The sequence below is a fragment of the Neochlamydia sp. AcF84 genome (genome assembly GCF_011087585.1).
Taxonomy (GTDB): domain Bacteria; phylum Chlamydiota; class Chlamydiia; order Chlamydiales; family Parachlamydiaceae; genus Neochlamydia.
Map to the genome: position 1 here is coordinate 100,454 of NZ_VJOT01000021.1, position 18,507 is coordinate 118,960.

Here is an 18,507-nt window from a genome sequence, read left to right on the forward strand (position 1 = left end):
AATGCTCAGCTAAAAGCCATGGTGAATAGATTAGAAAGGGTAATCACCAAGCTTGAAGTGCGCATTGCTCAGTTGGAAGAACAGCTTAATCAAAATTCTAAGAATAGTTCCAAGTCACCATCGACGGCTTAAAAAGCTAATTGTTCATCATTACCTACAGCATAAAATCGACCTTATCATCCTGGCGCTAGACGTCAACTGCTACCTACTAATGCGGTTACATCGCATGAAGTTCGTAGTGTAAACTTTGTCCATGTTGCCGCTCTGCTATGCATGCAATTGATAAGGTTCTTTCATGGCAGCAGATCGAACTTACTGAAATTAAGCCTTTGGTGCATCAAATAGATTTGGTGACGAACAGATGCCCTTGCTGCCATCTAGAAACACGGCCTGAACTTAAAGAAAATGAGCAATTCTTGCTCGGCCCTAGGCTGGAAGCCTTTATTAATCTGCTGATGGGCCAACATCCAAGGCCATCGTGCCGTGCGCATCATGATTAGTGCCTTGTTGCCTAACATAGCTTTAAGCCAAGGCCTTATTTCTAAAGGTAAAGCTCGCGCTGGCTTACTTATTTTGTCTTATGAAACACTCGTTAAAGCAGCTATTACTACAAAGCAGCCTTTGCATATAGATATGACGAGTTGGCGTCACGCCGCCACTCATAAACATTTGCTAGCCCTGTGTGTAGGAAATGTGATTGCTAATGCATTAAAACCTTATCAAAATGGCGCTACTCTAAAAACATTAGTCGGCCACGGAATTCATGCTAGTGAGTGATCAAGGCTAAAGCTATTCATCAAATTAGGGTAAAGATCAAACAATATTGCTTAGCTCATCTGCTCTGTAATATACAAGGGCAAGCAGAACAATCCAACATATCGTTAGATGAGGTGCAGCGTTTAGGAAACCTATATGATGCTTTGCAAGAGCTTTTTAAAGATAGACATCGTCTAGAAAAAGGACAAATTAGCCAATCTACTTGGCAGCAGAATGGATATCTTAATTGGTGTTATATATAAGAAGAATTACAAGCATTGCAGTGCTGGAGTAGTACTAAAAAGCTGCGGAAGTTTTGCCACAAGCTTTTAAAGCAGATCAAACATTTCCGCGTCTACTTGAAAGATCTTGCTATTCCTATGACCAATAATGCTGTCGAAGAATCTTTAAGAAATCTAGCCATTGCACGTAAGTTATGTCCTAGGCAGCCAATCTATCTATGGCAAAAGATGGAGGGAGGTGCTGCATAGCTGTATCGAAGCTCTTTATCGACAAGGAAAATCTATTCTAGATTTCCTAGCAGATGCTATCCAGGCCGCTCGTACCAAGCAACCTATTCCTTTAATTGCTTTACATAAGTTTATAAAGATATGTCTTATAATAAGCTTTTTTTCTTTTTTTTTTGCTTATATTGTTTTCATTTTTAAAGAAATTTCGTATGTAATAGTAGTTAAAGATATAAAGAGTCTTTTATTAAATTCAAATAAGAAGAATAATTGAGGACAAGCAAAGGTTTGGAAAGGAGGAAACCATGTTTGTAGCTTCTTATCATACAATTAAGGAATTAAATGCTCTGTCAAAAAAGAAAGCCTATGCTAGTTATAGCTTTAAATTAAGAGCAGTAGCCATGGCGATGGAAGGAGAGAGTGCTTCTCAAATAGGAGAAACTCTAGGTTATTGTACAAGTGCTATTCAGAAATGGATAAGAAGATACAATCATCACAGCTTAGAAGGATTAATAGATAGAAGGCCTATAATAAGTGGAAGAAAAAGAGCGTTAACGCCTGAGCAAGAGAAAGCCTTTCTAGACCGGGTAGAAAAAGGGTCTGGGCCTAGCGAGCTGCTCAAGATATATCACTTAAGCGACCTTCAATTCATCCTAAAAAAAGAGTTTGGTAAAAACTTAACTTTGCCTGGTGTATGGGGGATTTTACGTCGCTTTAGCTGTACGCCCTTGACCCGTCGCCTTCAGCGTTATAAAGCCAATCCTAAGGAACAAAAAAACCTTAAAAAAAGTCGAAAGCCATCCATGCATTAAAGAATCAATCTTCTAAGCTAAAGATCTAAAGGCAGTAGGAGGTTGCATTAAGCTTAGTAGGATAACAATGTACCTAATAATTCACCCTTTCTTGCTATCTTCCGATAACTCCTAAGCTTAATCAGTCAAAAAACTTATGTTCTTATTTGCTTAGTCACTTTTAATCTAATCGTTCCTACCAGCGTTACACTGAGTTAGAAAAGCAGGTTGTAACTCATTAAAAAAATATTTGGTTACACGAAAAGAAAATAGAAAACTTACAAACTGTCTTCTACGTCAATTACGTAAACATTTGATTAAAAGTAAGTTGAAAATTTTTTTTTGCCCCCATATCAACACGAATTTTTTGTTGACAACTTGTTGGGAGAAAGCTGAATATTAATTTATGAAATCATAGAGATAGATCATGAAAATGATTCAGGCTATCCTAGCAAGTGACTTTAATCACGTGAGCTATTCTATAGAGCCACTTGCTAAAAATTTACTTGATAAACCCGCTTTCTCTCTAGTGGAAAGAAAGAAAGCGTGGTTTATACTATTTCTTATAAACCATTTTTCTCTCTTTATAGATAAGAAAAAAAATAGCAAAGTATCTTGCTTTTCTTATAGCCAGAACGAAAATAAAGCTTTCTACCATGTTCCTTATTGTTTTTCCTTTTCTAAATTTTATTTTATTTGGAAAGTAATAAACTATTATTTCCATCATAAAACTTCTCTATTTGCTCAGACAGTTTTTATCCTAACTAGGAGCACATTCCATGCTTTTCTAAAGTTTATGTCTAAGCTAAAGTTGTTAAAAAGAAGAGATGTAAGGTTAATTAGGCAAAGTACTTATTTGTCTACATGCTTTCACCTTACCATCTTGCGGCCTCCAAAAAATAAAAAAATTATACAAGGCGTATGTATGTTTAAAAATAGACACAATAATACTGCCTAGGAGAAAAAAGTTACAAAAAGGGGTAGCATATGACAATTAATCAAAATTGTTTAACAGGACAAAATGATTTTTACCACACACTTGTAGGTAAAAAGCAAGTTAAGGAAAATACTTTTAAGACCGAAGCAGCACTTGGCTACGGAAAAGCGGCTTTAGTGAGTAAGCTAGCAAAAAGCAGTTTAGATACTCCAAATGCTAGTAGGCAAAATAAAATAAAAGGGAAAAATTGGGTTCAGAGATTACCAGCAACCAATGGCCAGATGGTTGAATTTACGTATGGGGATAAGAAGGAGATCGTCATGGCTTACATTTTACCTGGTAAGAATGGTAAGTCTATTTATATTTATCCAGAGAACCTTCCTAAAGAGCTAAAAATTATTCAAAGTGTCGAAACATTTTTTAGTTTTTTTAAAAATGTGAGCGTAAGAATTGCCGAGCTAAGCAAAGATGAATATAAGCTTTATGTAAGCGGTAAATTGTTAGGAGGCATAGTAATTGGTTCTGAAGATACTACTTCTCCCAATTCTTACCAAAAGGCCTTAGGAAACTTTAACACTCATCTCCTTGACTTAGCCAATCCTCTTCTCTTAAAAGATGTAAAGGAAAAATTGGCGCAAATTTCCCAGGATGTCATAGATTCCAATGAAGGCATTGAAAATCATTTTTCCCATTTGTTTTTACCTCAAGATACACTGCATTTCCTTCAACAATTTAGTACGCAGATAATAGCTTGGGCCACTTCACAACCAGACCAAACTTCTGCAATCGTTCAACATGTCAAAAATGATTTAAGCCAATTAGCTAAACAAAAAAGAGAAGAGGAATATCCCCTATGGAAGCCTTTGGTTATTTTATTTAATCTTTCTCAAATTAGAGGATTAACAAACGATAAGATTAAGCAAATTATCCATTGTATTAATCAAGGAAGGGTGGAGGCGTTACGAAACCTAGTCAGCAGTATACTAGAGAGTAACCATGTAGAAGAAGATGCTATTAATAAGCAATTAAGAAAAGAAGGTAAATACAAGGACATTAAAACACTGCTAGGCCAAGTGATTAAGAAAAAACCTCAGCCAAAAGATGGCATTGTCACCCACTGGCATAAAGGCTGTGACTTTTTTGTTAATAAAACTTTTTCTTTAACTGATCCCAATACAGAAGAGCTTTACACCGGGAGCATTGTGAAATGTTTGCGGGAAGAAAGCGATCATAGCCTTATTTTTCATTTGCACGATCAGTCTAAAGTCCACATTACATCCAATACTTATAGAGTAAAAATAATAAACGAGCCCCGTTATAAATTGTGGACAGCTCTGTACAACAACCTTTTATCAAACCAAGAGATTTTTAAAGTTGAGTGCGCACCTGAACGACGAAAAGAGATTTGCCTCCAGCCAGGGTTTTATTTTATTAGCTCTTCCAAGAGCGAGAATGGCGGGTTTTTCTCTTCAAGTAGCTCGATAAGCATAGATCTAAGAGATGCGCTAACAAAGAAGCAAAAATATATTCTTCGTAATTATTATGATCGAGAGGATATTTCTAAAATTGAAATCTTTCAGTGGAAGGGTCCGAGGAAAGGATACATTGCATTAAAAACATATACATCTTCAGAGTTGAATAGAATATATACTGTGAGGAGGAGAATAGAGAAAACTATCTCAGGCATTAATTCAACGAATGCTGATAAGCAGGTTCGTATTAAAGATGAAAAAGATGAAAATAAGATTAAATTATTTCACTTTAATCAACTTAAAGAACAAACCGAGGCTCTGCGTGCAGAGCTTAAAGGCCAATCCGATCTCCTAGAGCGATTGATCGACAATTTAGTCTCTCACCAACTCACTAAAGTGGATTGGCATCTGCTGGCTTCCCAGAAACAAGATTTAGCCGATCGCTTAACAAGCCTATCTAAAAAATATGCTCAGGATTTAAAAATAACCTATCGACCCGAAGATATTTTGAAGAAATTAGTAGAGGAGGCTAACTATGCTTCTCTTATAGAAAAAGAGAAAAGTGTAGTCGTTTCTAAGACCATGGAATTATTACAGGAAGCCTATCAACATATCAAGAAGATAAAAAATAAGGATGCCATCTTTTTTGTAGGGAATACAGGCTCTGGCAAAAGTACGGCTGTTAGCTATTTTTTGGGTGCTGAGATGGAATCTTTTCCAAATCGTGTCGGTGATAAGGTGGTGCGCGTCAAGAAGAGCGAAGAAGCAGAAGAAACATACCCTACTATTGGGCAATCCTTAGGTGAATCTGAAACGCTTTATACCCAAAGTTATGCACTTCAAGGCTCTTCCCTTATGCTCGCCGATTGCCCAGGGTTTAATGATACGCGGGGAGAAGATTATGAGATTTGTAGTAATCTAAGCATTGATCAGGCAGTGCAAGTAGCTAAGCAGATTAAAGCCATTGTTCTAGTCGTACCTATCCATGCTTTTTTAACCGATCGAGCCAATGCGATTATTGACCTTATTGATACGGTCAAAGAGAGGTTTCCTCATCTTTTTAACTCGGATAAGCTCGAAGATAATTCTCGTGTTTATTTATTGATTACCAAGCAGGCGCAAGTGTTACCGGAAACAGTGGATAAACTTGTAGATGGCACTCGAATTAACGAGCTTTTTAAGGAAACTCAAAGAAAAATTGAATCTCTCCTAGAAAGCCAAGAAGCTGGGGAGGAGATAGATGACTTTGAATTAGAAGGGGTGCAAAGGAGAGGTAATATCTGGAAAGTGATCAAGCACATGCAAGAGAATAAGCAAGTCGACTTTATCGACGTAGAGGATGATTGTGAGAGGACAAAAATATTGAAAAAATATGAGCGAACATCGCAAAGGATTGCTAAAGATCAATATGTACCCGCTATGCAAGGAAGAGACATGCGGATGAAATTTGGCAAATGTATCGAAATGTCCACAGATACTTGGACTCATCATATCTTTACGCCTTATTTGCAAGTCCTTCCTCAAGCTATTCAATCATCAAAAAAAGAAATTAAAGAAAGAGAGAAGCAACTAGAAGAGCTGCAAGAGGAGATAAAAGATAGGCAGGCTAGCGTAGAGCAATTGCGTGTTTACCAGCAAACGATAGAAGAGACAATCAAGCATTTGGAAAGAGTGCAAAGCAATCCTACTGGATTGGATGCTGCGTTGCAAGCTGATCTACAAAGGCGTGTTAGCGAATGCTCGTCTAAACATTTATCTGAATTAGAAGATATGATTTCGAATTATAAGAAAAAGATCCAAAACGCTAATAAACATTTGCAAACAATGGAAAGCAAGATTGAAAGCCTTTCAGAGTCAATCCGAACTAAGGAAAAGTTAATAGCCCAATTAAATAAGGATATGCAAAACCTCTCCACCGGTTCACGTATTGAACAGCTGTGGAAATCAGCTTCGCATCCTGAGGAGAATATAACTCTTCAATCTCTAAAACCTGGAGCTAGGGAAAATGCCTTTCGGGAAATACGTGAGTTTCGAACAGATGAAATTACTAAGATCAGGGAGGTAAAAGCTAAAAATTACAGAGGCGTTATGACACATACAGTACTGATTGAAAAAGAGTTTAAACTTGTACCTACTGATGAGAGGATGAGAAAGGCATTCGAACAGTCAGGGATAGGTGGTAATTATATAGCTACCGTGGAAGGTGAAAGGTATGACCTAGATTTAGGAAGAAAAGCCTCACCGAATGGAAAAAAAATTATGTATGGCTTTATAACTCATTGGAGAGGCGATGTACTTCCTTGGTTTAAAATTTCTCATAGTATTCCTAACATTGATTACAATGAGGCGACAATCATTAATAAGGAGGGGCAGAAAAAACTTCTAGAGCAGGAAGTAGTGAGATTGAGATTAGATCGAGATGGCGGGGGAACAATAATAGGTAAAAACCAACTAAAACAACAATTAGAGAATGATATTCAACAACTTGAAACTAGCCTTTCGCATCTCCACAATGAAATGAAACAATCACGTGATCGCTTGGCCTTGGCTCAAATAGGCGAGATGCTGAAAGCTCAAAAAAAGGAGTTAGAAAATACAAGCAAAAAGATACAAAAGTTAGAAGACCACAAGGAGATAGAAGATAAAATAAAGGCTCTTGAAAGAGAAAAAGAAACAGAAGAAAAGAAACTTCAAGCGACCGAAAAACGAAAAAGAAACCTTGCCATCATCATCCAAACTCATAAAGAGACAGCAAAGCTTTTAAGGGAATTTTCAGCACTTGTTGTCGGTCAGTATATGGGAAGGGAGGAAAGCAACCAGCGAAACGAAATGGTAGAGGCATGTCGAAAGTTTATAATAACTTATGATAGCAATATTATAAAATTAGAACAGCAATGCCACAATGATCTAAGCTTTGCTAAATAAAAAAACAAAACAAAATGCAAAAGTTTAAGGAGGATTAAGTATGCAAATTATTAATTTTAATGCATCACCTGACAAGACAGCCATGCCCGTTTTTTACGAACCTAACAATGTCGCGCCTTCAACCGCCAGTATCATTACCAATCTTGGCTTAGCTTCTTTAGTCGATTTTAATGAAGTGAGTCTTAGCACGTATGAGTCTTTGCTAAATGATAAAAGAATTGAGGTATTATACAATCATCAAACTGGCCTATCTGCTATTATTCATTTTTTAGATTCTCAGGGTAATGTTATAAGTAAAAGTCTACCGCTTCCCTTAAAAGGCATGCCAACAGAACTAGCAGAACTAACTGCTCAGAAGGATGTTAGCCAAATTAAGCGCTTTTTTGAAAATACACATCTAATTGCGGAAAAAGGTTTAGAGGGAAGCTACGCTTATATATCAGTCCATGTCAGTGGCAGGGGAGGCGGAAACGGAAAAATCCCCTTCCAACCGGGTCTTGCCCTGGGCTCTGTCGTTAGGTGCGATACGTTGATAAAAATGGAAGAATATGCGCAAAAAATGGCAAACGAGGAAGCTATGATGGAGCAAATCACGTCTGCTGAACAAAGAATTGAAATATTAAATGCTAAAATTAAAGCTAGACAGGGCGTAGCAGGCTATGGCAAAGCTACGGCGACTCTCATCTCCTGTTGGAACACACAGATAAACGCGGCAACAAACCTTATAGCGGCGCTAAGTGATAAGCTGGTAAAGAGCACAAGCGGCGAGATTCCTGTATTTGAAAATTTTTATCAGGGCGTTGAATCTCCTATAGATATGGCTAGATCTCAGATGGAAGTGCAGCCACGAGGTTTTGACAGCCTTCACTACAGTTCCCAATACATCGACATGAGGGAAGAGCTTTCTGAGATTCATGATAGAATTACTCATAGCTCTAGTGCTACCAGCGCCTCAGCAGGTGGGGGATGGCTGCTGTTTGGTGGCAGCGCCTCTCTTGCTGCGTCTAACGCAACTTCTGAACGCTTGGCTCAAATCAAAAAGGAAAATATAGCTGAAGGGGTGTTAGTGATCAACGCTTTGGCTACCACTCGTCATGTGCGCTGCTTTACTGATCTTCAATATGATAAAAGAAAGCTACAAGCCATTCTGAATGCTATGCGTGGAAGCAACAAAGATGAGCTTAAGAGATATGGAATTTCAACGCGCGACAATGATACCAAGGAAATTTATTTATTAACAGAAGCGGTATTAGGCGGCTCATTTACAGCTCTTGTGACTTTCTTAAATGAGTCAAAAATGAATAGGAGATTGGATAAATACACCCATGAGCATGAAATTAGCACTGTCGTAAGGGGTGGAGTAAACTTCGTGGATTGGGGAGTATCGGCAGGCTACTCCAATGCCAGCCAATATGGAACCCAAACGGAAGATGATGTATTAAGAAACGTAGCAGGCACAAAAGTAACTATCGAGATTATTTCACAAGGTGCTATGCCTGTTTTTGCACGGGAAATTATTGAACGTGAAATTATGAAACATTTGGAGCTCAATCCTTCGAAATTTGAACTCACCAAAAAAGATGAAGGAGATGCAGAAATAATGGCTACTGGTAAGGAGAAAGAAAAAGCCATGGTTGTCTATAAGCGTCGAATGAAAATGGAAAATGCCCAGGTCGCAGTGATGAATACTTATCGAGGTCTAACTTCCACAAAAGAGAAACAAAATATTCATTCTGCTCAAAGTGTCATGGAAGCTTACGAGAATTTTGCTACCCAAATGACAACTGATCCTGACTGCGGAATACCTATTGGATTTAACTATCAGAAATTGAACCAAGAAGAAATTAAAGAGATTTTAGAGCAACTCAGCTCTCCTGCTAAGGAGGCAGAGCAAAACAAGCCAAATGAAGGTCAAGCATCCCAGGAACCTGAAAAAGATACAAAAGGAAAGCAAAGTGAAGGCCAAGCATCTTAAGGAACCTACATAAGCTCAATAAATTTTAATCTTTCTGGCGGCCAACTTGGCCGCATTAAATTAACTTAAAATTTAAAGAAACCAAGGGAGTCTTATATGAGTGCTATCATGAGTCAAAGAGATGTATTGCCTATGCACCCAGGCTATGCACTTGGAAGTATTATTAAGAAAAAGGATTTTTTATTACCTCTGCAGAATAAAGTCCGTTTAAACTTAGAAGAAGAACTTGAGAGGGCAAATATTGAAAAAATTGAGATGACAGCCTCTTCCTCTTATAGACAAGCTAGTAAAGAAGAGCAACAAACAAGGTTAAACATTGTAATCGCCAAGGCAAATAAAATTAAAAAAGACTATACAGAGGTGTGCAGCGAAATAAGTAAATTGTATGAGTCGCGGCGCTTCTTTTCCATTGAAGAAATGCTTCCTATTGATCCTACTTATTCTAAAGTCAAGATTGAAGAGCGTTCTTTCCCCTCAGAAAAAATGTCGCACCTTGTTTTTAGAAAGACAGATGCAGGTACAGATTTGCATAAAAAAATAGAAGTGTTTGTTTCCCAATTGTTTTCTCAGGATGCTCCCTCCAGTCTTCTCTCCTCTAGTATGTTAGGAGCTGTAACGAGCAGCATAGAAAATATGCTAGAGACAGAAAGTCAAATCTATTTGGTGGGCTCTTTTATTACTTTGCCGCGGGTCCGAGTTATGGATCCTATCGTACTTAGAAGAAATGCTACGATTAGCAATACGCTAAAAGAACAAGCCGGGGATTATTATGTATTAACTGAGGCTGTCTTAGGAGCGGTCTTTTTAGGTTGTGGAAAGCATGTGTCAGGAGGTGAACAAGGTGATACGCAAGCGGTTAAGGAGAAAAAATCCTTAATGTCTGGTATCTATACGGTTTCATATATTAGCCAAGGAGCTATTCCTCGGCCGGGTAAAGAGGCGGAAGATGTAAACATGTGGAACATATATGCCCAGTGGAAGCAAGTACTACAAGAGGATCCTTTAAGTGGATATCCTATTGGATTTAAGTTTAGAGAGCTGCAAGATGTGTTAAGAGAAAATAAAATTTCTATAAGCAGAGAAGGTGAAGCTGAAACTATTATCTAGTTTTTCGTTAAGCGCCAATCTAGAGCTATTGGCAGGCTAAATGTTGGTGTTGTTGCTTTTTCCACTAGAGGATAGGAGCATGTAAGGGAAGGATAAAGGTTTTAAACAGGCCCTAAAGGTGCATGAACTGACAGACAAGGATTAACTGGCAGGTAAGTTAGGACTGCCAGCTTTAATGTTAATTTGTAATGGATAGGACTTAATCTGACACCTGTGATAAAAATAAAGGAAACACGATTCAAAATTATAGGCGATCGTTAGGCATAGGTGCAAAAAATTTTGGTAGGGTTCAATCTAATCGCAGGAATTTATAATTTAGATTTGATTGGATGGATTTTGAGAGAGGTTTATTGAGAAGGCTCTTCTTAGATTATCATGCGTATCCGCCGAAAGATCTTTTCCCCTTCCTTTAATTTCTTTTGCTACGACATGGCCTTTTTGAGCCGCCTTTCCTGCCTAACAAGCTTGCTAGCGACAATCTCTATTGCTGCGGTAAAAGCTCTTTTCTACTTTCTTGAGATGCCTTAATGCGATAAATTCACTATTTTCCCATACTCCCATCATCTGCCAGTCTCATAAATGTGGACAGGCTGTTTGTTATAGAGGAAAATTGTAGGGAAGGAGCCTTATTGGCATTCTAGGTGGTTTGAAAGATAGCTTTTAATTTTTTAAAACATAGGCACCATTTTCTTATGTTTTTTTGAAAGCTTAAAATAGGCTTCCTTCCTTTTTTTTCTTTATTGCTTCATGTTGACAGGCGTTATGCATTGAACATTGAAAGATTGATTGCTTTTTAAGTTTATTCGCTGACAGGGCCTGTGAATAGCATTAATACTGCCACTCCAGCTAAGATAAGAGCTGTCCCTAATAGATGCATCAGGGAAAAAGCTTCGTTAAAAAAATAAACACCAATCAAAATAATGCTTACAATCCCTAATCCTGACCAGATGGCATAAACCACGCCGACAGGTAAGGTTTTAAGAGCAATGGAGAGGGACCAAAAAGTAAGCCCATAGCCCACTAATACTACTAGTGAAGGAAAAAGCTTAGTCATCCCATAAGAGGCTTTTAATGCACTGGTCCCTACAACTTCGCCGGCTATGGCCATTAAAAGATAAAGATATGCTTCCATAAAGACCCCGTTTAGGGGTACGATAAATCAAATACGATATAAAAGTAAATGGCGCTCAATAATAAATTTGCCATTCATAAGGAAGGCGATGAAACAAAATTTTAAAAATCAGACAGTTATAATTACAGGTGCAAGTTCAGGGTTTGGAGCAGCTTTTGCTGAAGCCTTTGCACGTGAGGGAGCTAACTTAATTAATATTGCCAGGCGTAAGGATCGCTTGCAAGCTCTTGAAACCTCTTTACGAGGAAAATATGGTGTCGACATCCTATCGATAGAATTGGATATTTCAGATGAAAAAGGGGTGGAAGAAAAATTGGGCCTATTGGCAAAGGATTCTATATTACCGGATGTTCTAATTAACAACGCTGGCATGGTAAGAGGGTTAAATAAAGTATGGGAGACGCCTACGCAGGATTGGAATGAGATGATTGATATAAATATTAAAGGATTACTCAATGTTAGTGCTCAGATTATTCCTCACATGGTTAAGAAAAATGCTGGGCATATCATCAATGTAGGCAGTATTTCCAGCCATGATACCTACCATGGAGGAGGGATTTATTGTGCCACTAAATTTGCTGTTAAAGCTATTACGGATACATTAAGGAAAGAGCTGGTGAATACTCCTCTTCGTGTTTCTATGATTTCTCCTGGGATGGCTGAAACAGAATTTAGCTTGGTTAGATTCGCTGGTGATAAGGATAAAGCTAATGCCGTTTATGAAAACATTCGACCTTTGACAGCGGAAGATGTGGCCGAGATTGTCCTTTTTATGGCTACGCGCCCTCCTCATGTCAATTTAGCTGATGTAGTAGTTTATCCTACTCATCAAGCTTCAGTATCGCTTGTTTATCGAGGAGAAGGAAAAGCAAAGAGCTAGGGAAAGAAGTCATTTTTTAAGCTGTAGCTATCAAAAGGATAGGGTGCTGATGAAGAAAGTTAAACTCTATTTTCCATGGCTTTCATAGGTCTTTTTTATTATTCTTAAAAAATGAGAATAATTTAAAGAATTTTATTAAAAAATTATTTGCGAGATTTAAAAAAATTAAAAATAGATCGGCTGGCTAACCATAGCTTGAGGAGCTACGCACATCTCTAAAGCAATTCCATAACTTTGAAGTTTATCTTTAACCACGCCAAGGGCAGTTTCAGGTGTATTGCATTCGCTAGAAAGATGGGCAAGGTAGACATGTTTCAAATTAGGATGGGCAACTTTGCTTAATAGCTCAGCGCATGCTTCATTAGAAAGGTGGCCATTCCTGCTTAAAACGCGCTGTTTATACACCATAGGCCGTGAACTGGCATGGACCATAGAAGGTTGATGATTAGCCTCTACATAAAGGTAATCACAAGCTTGCAATTGATGAAGGACTAACGTGGAAACAAATCCTAAATCTGTACAAAATCCAAGCTTTAATCCATCCAGCTTTAAAGTAAATGCTACAGGATCTAGTGTGTCGTGTTGAATATTAAAAGGATGAATTTCAAGGTCGCCAAATTCAAAACTTTCTCCTGTGGAAAATATTTTGAACTTAGGACATTCATGTAATTGCTCGACAATTCCTTTGGCGGTCTCATGATTGGCAAACACAGGAATACCCATTTTTAAGGCTAAAACTTTAAGGCCTTGAATATGATCACTATGTTCGTGGGTAATTAAAATAGCATCTAGCTCTCGAAAGTCTACTCCTATTTCGGCAAGTTTTTCTTTGGTGGCTCTTGCACTTAAGCCTGCATCAATAAGCAACTTAAGTTGCGGCGTTCCTAAGTAAACGCAGTTGCCTTTCGAGCCCGAAGCTAGAGGACAGAAACCAATCATTTGTCACATACCTAATCAATATGAGGAACGTTTTATCATATAATCATTTCCTTAGGCAAGTTTTTTAAGGCTAAAGATGAAGAGGTTAGTCTCTAAAAAAACATAATGTTTAATTTAAATACCAAATATTATACATAGAACTATGCATACATCATAAAGAGGAGACCTCATGGAAACAGCCGTTCAAGTTTTAGAAAAAATGGAAAATGTATTAGATCAGCTAGTGAGCAATGCCGAGGGTTTAAAAGATTTATCGATGGAGGAATTTTCTGAAGAAGCAGTTACTCCTTTACAACAAAAGCAAGAACTTTTGGTAGAACAATTAAATGGTTTAGAAGGAAGCTTTGAAGCTTCTGAAAAAGAGGGCCAAGAAGAAGTTTTGGCTAAAATAGGTGATCGCATAGCAAAAAAACTCCGTTATTTCCAGCATCTAAATGCTGTATTTGTGGAAAACATTACGGAGGGGAATTTTATGGAGGACTATGCTAAGAGCGATTTAGAAATGCTCGAGACAGGAGTTCCTCATCGTCGACATGAAAATACTGACGAAGAATAAACTAAAAAATCCAAAACATAAAATTTTAGCTAAAGCGGCTATAAAAGTTTAATCCTTGGCTCTTTGCAATGAAGTTAGGGTTGAGAAGAAAGTTTTTTTATTTGATTATTTAAAAATTTTCTTCCTCCTCTAATAAATCATCATCTGCTTGCATCCCTTGCTTAGCTGCTAAGATCTTTCTTGGCTTGCTTCCTTCTGCAGGGCTTACAACCCCTTGGGATTCGAGCTGGTCCATTAAGCTAGCTGCACGGGCGTAGCCAATTTTTAGCTTGCGTTGCAGAAAGGTGGTGGAAGCATTGCCTGTACTGAGCACGATATCTAGGGCCTGATCATATAAGGCATCTTGGGGCGCATCCGTCGAAACTATTGACCCACCGGAATCTTCAATAGAGATAGAGCCGATGGTATCAAAGGACTCAATGACATAATGAGGGGGGGCTTGATCGCAGATATATTTAACAACACTGTGGATATCTTCATCTCGTATAAAAGCCCCTTGAGCTCTTACTAAATGAGAAGTACCTGGAGGAAGAAAGAGCATATCTCCATTTCCTAATAAACTCTCTGCGCCTGTCTCATCCAGGATAATTTGACTATTGATGCGGCTAGCAACCTTAAAAGAAATCCTTGTAGGAAAATTGGCTTTTATTAATCCCGTAATGACTTCTCGAGAGGGACGCTGGGTGGCTAGGACAAGATGAATACCAATAGCTCGTGCCATCTGAGCAATACGAGCAATAGGTGTTTCAATGTCGCTACTAGCAACCATCATTAAGTCGGCGAGCTCATCGATAATGCCTACAATATAAGGCATTTTTTCAGGCACTTCGATGTTTAAAGAATCTTCAAAGTCTTTATTGATGACACGGTTATTAAAGCTTTCAATGTTTCTTACCCCGGTTTGTTTTAAGATCTCGTAGCGTTTTTCCATTTCTTTTACCATCCAGCGCAGCGCAGCGCAAGCACCATGGGGCTCGGTAATCACTGGCGCTAACATGTGAGGAAGGCGAGTATAAGGGGTTAGCTCTACTTTCTTAGGATCCACCATGACAAGCTTAATCTCATCTGGTCTAGCATTTAGCACAATGGACATGACAATCGTATTAATACAAACAGATTTGCCTGAACCGGTAGCGCCTGCGATAATGCAATGAGGCATCTTGGCAAGATCACTCATTACGTAGTCTCCATTGACAGCTTTACCAAGAAGGATAGGAATGTGAAACTTTTTTGTACCCTGCTGATAGGTGGTTAACATATCTTTAAAGCTGACTTCTTGAGGAGAGGGGTTAGGCACTTCGATGCCGACAGCAGCTTTTCCAGGAATGGGAGCAATGATCCTAATTGATCTGGCTTCCATATTAAGAGCAATATCATTCTCTAAGGTTTTTATACGTTGAACTTTAACGCCTATAGCGGGATGAACCTCAAATGAGGTGATGGTAGGTCCGCAATTAATTTGACCCACTTTAGCTTCAATGCCAAAGCTTAGCAGTGTTTCTTCTAATACTTCAGCTTGCTTTTTTAAATCTTTCTTTAAAGAAGTTTGGTCAAATTTCTTTGGGTTGGTTAATAAATTAAAAGAGGGGAGATTGTAAGCGGAAAAATCCCCATTATGCACGCGTTGTGCCTTAAGGGCTGCTTCTCTTTTGTCTAGTTGTTCATTTGCCAATTCTTTCTTTTTCGCCGGGGGAGAAGGCGTTTGCAAAGGCTGTGCTGGTAATTGAAAAGAAAGCTGATCTTCATTTTTTTCTTTACGGGAGACAGAAGGACGCGCAGTCAAATTAATTTCTGGACGTATAGCCAGCAATTCTGGGGAGGGAGGACGATCCTGGGCTATAGAGGTATTATCCGAATGGGTGCTTGCCAAAAACCCAGGGATACGCAATTTAACATAGCGCATGAAGTCACTATCTTTTTTAGCTTCCACTTCCACTTTTACTTCTTTTTTTTCTAATGGCGCTAAAGCACTCAAAGCATTTGAATTATTTTTGGATAGCTTAGCTTTAAGTTTAGAAAAAAGGCGTGAAATGCTTAAGATTAAATTTTGAGGCATAATCTTAAAAATAAAAAACAGGCTGGCTAGTAAAGTACTGGTAAATAAAACCATCACGCCTGAAACCCCTATAAAACGATAGAGGTTAAAAATAGGTAGATCTTTATAGAGGTAAAATAAAGGGGCACCACCTAGATGATAACGCTGACGTTTTAACCATAAATTAGGATAAAAAAATTGACTGAGAGTATTGCCTAACAAAGGATAAAGATCTTCGACGACGTTTAAAATCATGCTGGAGGAAAGGATTAGCAAGAAAGTAAAGAAGAGTTTACTACCGATATGGCGGATGGGTTTATCTATAAGAAGCCTCCAACCTGCCCATGTGCAAAAGCCACATATAATGTAGCTTGATAGTCCAAAAATTCCATGGAAGACCATGCCAATACTATAGCCTAATAGCCCCACCCAATGATGCGTGCGTTCATTGTAAGCAAAGCTTACCAAACTTAAAAATATTAAAAACGTAGAAGCAAGAGCAATGACTCCATAGATGCTGCTATGCATAGGCACTGGAGGGGCTTTTTCAGAAGCTGCCTTTGCTGCTTTCTTTTTAGCCATAAGATCCCTTATAAGTTTCTGAAAAACAGAGTTGTTACCATGCCTACCAACAGGCAATATCCTATAAAATACATAAATAGGCGTTTAGATGCTAGCTTTTGAAGATAATGCAAAGCAATTATTCCGAATAGGAAGGAAAAGAAAAAGCCTGCTAGATACTGTACCCAAGAGATAGCGGGTAAGATATACTCGTTTCTTTTTAAAATCAGTTGGCCTAATTCGACTATAATGCTAGCCATAAGTGTGGGAATAGCTAAAAGAAAGGAAAAAGTGATCGCATGTTCATAGTTCCAACCTAACAAGCGTGCTGCCGAAATAGTAGCTCCACTGCGGGAAATTCCCGGAAACACAGCCATCGCTTGAAAAAAACCAATCGTTAAGGCCTCTTTCCAAGTATGCTTCGACATCTCTGTAACTGAGGAAGTGTTTTTACTAAAACGAATTCCTAAATACATAAGAGCAGCTGTAAAAAGAAAAAAATAGCCTAAATATTCGATGTGATCAAAAAAAGCTTTAATGAATTTAAGAAAAAATACCAAGGGAAAAAGCGGCAGCAAAGCAATAAAAAGAAGGTATAGCACTTTTTTTTCACTTGTTAAAAGTGTTTTAATCTTTTTAAAAAAGGCAATGAAGAGGGCTAATAATGTCCCCAAATGACAGATAAGATCAAAAGCAATGAGATCTTTGAAATTACGCATGCCTAAAAGGTATTGAGCTAAAATCAGGTGCCCAGAAGAGCTGACAGGTAAAAATTCGGTAATACCTTGAATGAATCCTAAGAAAATTGCTTCAATTGTTGACACAGCAGCTATTTGACTTGTAAAAAAGGGCGATCGACGGGATTCGAACCCGCGACATTTGGAACCACAATCCAACGCTCTAACCAACTGAGCTACGATCGCCGCATAACAAACAAGTTATTTAACTTAAAATCACTATTTAGGTCAATAGGTTTTTCCATAATTTTTAAGAAATATATTAAGATATAGCTATGGATAGCAGCCACTTTTAGGATCTCTCCTTGAGGCGTCATAAAAAGAAAGCCAACAACGACGTGGCTTTAAAAAGTTAAAACCCTGCTTTCTTGTAGTGATTGGAGAGGGATGGCTTTAACCCGCTGCTAATAAAAGAATAATGGAAATTGATAAACATAGCCAAGGGCTATTGGTTCCATTTGCGGTGGTTCTATCTATATTAATCCTCTCTCCTCTCCAACTTAAGTAGGCCTAACCCCCAAGGCCCTTAGAGTTTACTGGATTTCCTTTAACCTAAAAAATGCCACTTAAGTAGCTGCCCAATCTTTACAGGAAGGAGGGGCAAGATAGCTGCTGCTTAAGCAAAGCCATTGTAGCTGAGAAAATGGCCTATCTCTGCAGGAAGAAGAGTGAGCTGGATAACGTTCAAAGAAAGTATTTTTAGGCGAGGCTTTAGTCCTATTCTGGATGTCAAAATAGGTTAAGCCAATTCTCGGTAATTTTAAAACTAGGGTCTTTGATCTATACCTCTCAATTCAACTCTTGAAAAGTTTTTCTTGCTTTAAACGTTTATAGGTCCCTTTCTATTTCTTTGCCTATGCCTTGCTTGATAGAGTTACTTTGTGATAACCAAGCCTAGCTTTATCCTCACATAAAGCTTGGTTATCAGCTAAAGAGATTTGGAGGGTTTAGGAAAGGTAGACGGATAAATGCTAGACACATGACTTTCGGCAAAAGCCTAATAAAGCAAAGTCAAGGCTATTTGTGTGCACGAGGGATAAATAAAATTCTCGTGTAGGGTTCATTACAGCTTCACGTAGATGCAAGGGATGTTTAAAGAATAACAGCAGAGTATGAGGGGAGAAATTCATCAAGGTGTGGATAAATGGCAGGTCAATAGAAATGCTGTAAGCATTACTTATAATCAAATTTGTGAGAATGGCAAATTGGCAACGTCTAGCAGCAGAAGGGCTTCTTT

13 protein-coding genes, 1 tRNA gene and 2 pseudogenes are annotated in these 18,507 nt (G+C 38.3%); 11 read left to right on the forward strand and 5 right to left on the reverse strand.

Annotated features, from left to right (window positions below; genetic code table 11):
- Nucleotides 1–18: 18 nt before the first annotated feature.
- The 9 genes and pseudogenes from NEOC84_RS09850 to NEOC84_RS01855 form a co-directional block, all read left to right on the forward strand.
- A pseudogene (locus tag NEOC84_RS09850) lies at nt 19–126 on the forward strand (DUF6444 domain-containing protein); the annotation flags it as partial.
- Nucleotides 127–257: 131 nt separating this feature from the next.
- A pseudogene (locus NEOC84_RS01820) lies at nt 258–500 on the forward strand (hypothetical protein); the annotation flags it as partial.
- Nucleotides 493–777: a hypothetical protein gene (locus tag NEOC84_RS01825; protein WP_166154725.1), complete on the forward strand. Its 285-nt coding sequence runs from the start codon at nt 493–495 to the stop codon at nt 775–777. The pseudogene NEOC84_RS01820 and the gene NEOC84_RS01825, both read left to right, overlap by 8 nt.
- Nucleotides 774–1,019, forward strand: a complete 246-nt coding sequence (locus NEOC84_RS01830) for a hypothetical protein (protein WP_166154727.1) — start codon at nt 774–776, stop codon at nt 1,017–1,019. The genes NEOC84_RS01825 and NEOC84_RS01830 overlap by 4 nt, the downstream gene beginning before the upstream one ends.
- 15 nt (nt 1,020–1,034) lie before the next feature.
- The gene (locus NEOC84_RS01835; RefSeq protein WP_166154729.1) at nt 1,035–1,247 is read left to right on the forward strand and encodes a transposase; all 213 of its coding nucleotides are present in this window, start codon (nt 1,035–1,037) and stop codon (nt 1,245–1,247) included.
- 281 nt (nt 1,248–1,528) lie between these two features.
- On the forward strand, nt 1,529–2,035 hold the full coding sequence (locus tag NEOC84_RS01840; protein ID WP_166154730.1) for a helix-turn-helix domain-containing protein: 507 nt from the start codon (nt 1,529–1,531) through the stop codon (nt 2,033–2,035).
- Between the two features lie 966 nt (nt 2,036–3,001).
- The gene (locus tag NEOC84_RS01845; protein WP_166154732.1) at nt 3,002–7,348 is read left to right on the forward strand and encodes a hypothetical protein; all 4,347 of its coding nucleotides are present in this window, start codon (nt 3,002–3,004) and stop codon (nt 7,346–7,348) included.
- Between the two features lie 40 nt (nt 7,349–7,388).
- Nucleotides 7,389–9,323 carry a hypothetical protein gene (locus NEOC84_RS01850; RefSeq protein WP_166154734.1) on the forward strand — a complete coding sequence of 645 codons (1,935 nt, stop codon included), beginning with the start codon at nt 7,389–7,391 and terminating at the stop codon, nt 9,321–9,323.
- A gap of 96 nt (nt 9,324–9,419) precedes the next feature.
- Nucleotides 9,420–10,430, forward strand: a complete 1,011-nt coding sequence (locus NEOC84_RS01855; protein ID WP_166154736.1) for a hypothetical protein — start codon at nt 9,420–9,422, stop codon at nt 10,428–10,430.
- Between the two features lie 799 nt (nt 10,431–11,229).
- On the opposite strand, the gene NEOC84_RS01860 is transcribed toward NEOC84_RS01855, so the two are convergent.
- Nucleotides 11,230–11,562 (reverse strand): multidrug efflux SMR transporter, encoded by a 333-nt coding sequence (locus NEOC84_RS01860; protein ID WP_039383991.1) that lies wholly within the window; start codon nt 11,560–11,562, stop codon nt 11,230–11,232.
- Between the two features lie 88 nt (nt 11,563–11,650).
- Here NEOC84_RS01860 and NEOC84_RS01865 point away from each other — a divergent pair, with 88 nt between their 5' ends.
- Nucleotides 11,651–12,442 carry an SDR family NAD(P)-dependent oxidoreductase gene (locus NEOC84_RS01865; RefSeq protein ID WP_166154738.1) on the forward strand — a complete coding sequence of 264 codons (792 nt, stop codon included), beginning with the start codon at nt 11,651–11,653 and terminating at the stop codon, nt 12,440–12,442.
- 165 nt (nt 12,443–12,607) lie between these two features.
- Here NEOC84_RS01865 and NEOC84_RS01870 read toward each other — a convergent pair whose 3' ends face one another.
- Nucleotides 12,608–13,381 (reverse strand): MBL fold metallo-hydrolase, encoded by a 774-nt coding sequence (locus tag NEOC84_RS01870; RefSeq protein WP_166154740.1) that lies wholly within the window; start codon nt 13,379–13,381, stop codon nt 12,608–12,610.
- Between the two features lie 169 nt (nt 13,382–13,550).
- Here NEOC84_RS01870 and NEOC84_RS01875 point away from each other — a divergent pair, with 169 nt between their 5' ends.
- Nucleotides 13,551–13,937: a hypothetical protein gene (locus NEOC84_RS01875; RefSeq protein WP_166154742.1), complete on the forward strand. Its 387-nt coding sequence runs from the start codon at nt 13,551–13,553 to the stop codon at nt 13,935–13,937.
- A 109-nt stretch (nt 13,938–14,046) separates the two neighbouring features.
- Here the strand turns inward: NEOC84_RS01875 and NEOC84_RS01880 are convergent, their stop codons facing one another.
- The 3 genes from NEOC84_RS01880 to NEOC84_RS01890 all read right to left on the reverse strand — a co-directional run bounded on the left by NEOC84_RS01880 (nt 14,047) and on the right by NEOC84_RS01890 (nt 17,456).
- Nucleotides 14,047–16,554 (reverse strand): DNA translocase FtsK, encoded by a 2,508-nt coding sequence (locus NEOC84_RS01880; protein ID WP_166154745.1) that lies wholly within the window; start codon nt 16,552–16,554, stop codon nt 14,047–14,049.
- 8 nt (nt 16,555–16,562) lie between these two features.
- A complete protein-coding gene (locus NEOC84_RS01885; protein ID WP_166154747.1) occupies nt 16,563–17,357 on the reverse strand; it encodes an undecaprenyl-diphosphate phosphatase in 795 nt (264 codons plus the stop codon).
- Between the two features lie 25 nt (nt 17,358–17,382).
- A tRNA-His gene (locus NEOC84_RS01890) sits at nt 17,383–17,456 on the reverse strand.
- Nucleotides 17,457–18,507: the final 1,051 nt, after the last annotated feature.

Bases quoted from the DNA above. Each gene is read 5' to 3' on its own strand.
- NEOC84_RS01825 (WP_166154725.1), top strand. From the start codon at position 493: ATGATTAGTGCCTTGTTGCCTAACATAGCTTTAAGCCAAGGCCTTATT.
- NEOC84_RS01840 (WP_166154730.1), top strand. From the start codon at position 1,529: ATGTTTGTAGCTTCTTATCATACAATTAAGGAATTAAATGCTCTGTCA.
- NEOC84_RS01845 (WP_166154732.1), top strand. From the start codon at position 3,002: ATGACAATTAATCAAAATTGTTTAACAGGACAAAATGATTTTTACCAC.
- NEOC84_RS01850 (WP_166154734.1), top strand. From the start codon at position 7,389: ATGCAAATTATTAATTTTAATGCATCACCTGACAAGACAGCCATGCCC.
- NEOC84_RS01855 (WP_166154736.1), top strand. From the start codon at position 9,420: ATGAGTGCTATCATGAGTCAAAGAGATGTATTGCCTATGCACCCAGGC.
- NEOC84_RS01860 (WP_039383991.1), bottom strand. From the start codon at position 11,562: ATGGAAGCATATCTTTATCTTTTAATGGCCATAGCCGGCGAAGTTGTA.
- NEOC84_RS01865 (WP_166154738.1), top strand. From the start codon at position 11,651: ATGAAACAAAATTTTAAAAATCAGACAGTTATAATTACAGGTGCAAGT.
- NEOC84_RS01870 (WP_166154740.1), bottom strand. From the start codon at position 13,381: ATGATTGGTTTCTGTCCTCTAGCTTCGGGCTCGAAAGGCAACTGCGTT.
- NEOC84_RS01875 (WP_166154742.1), top strand. From the start codon at position 13,551: ATGGAAACAGCCGTTCAAGTTTTAGAAAAAATGGAAAATGTATTAGAT.
- NEOC84_RS01880 (WP_166154745.1), bottom strand. From the start codon at position 16,554: ATGGCTAAAAAGAAAGCAGCAAAGGCAGCTTCTGAAAAAGCCCCTCCA.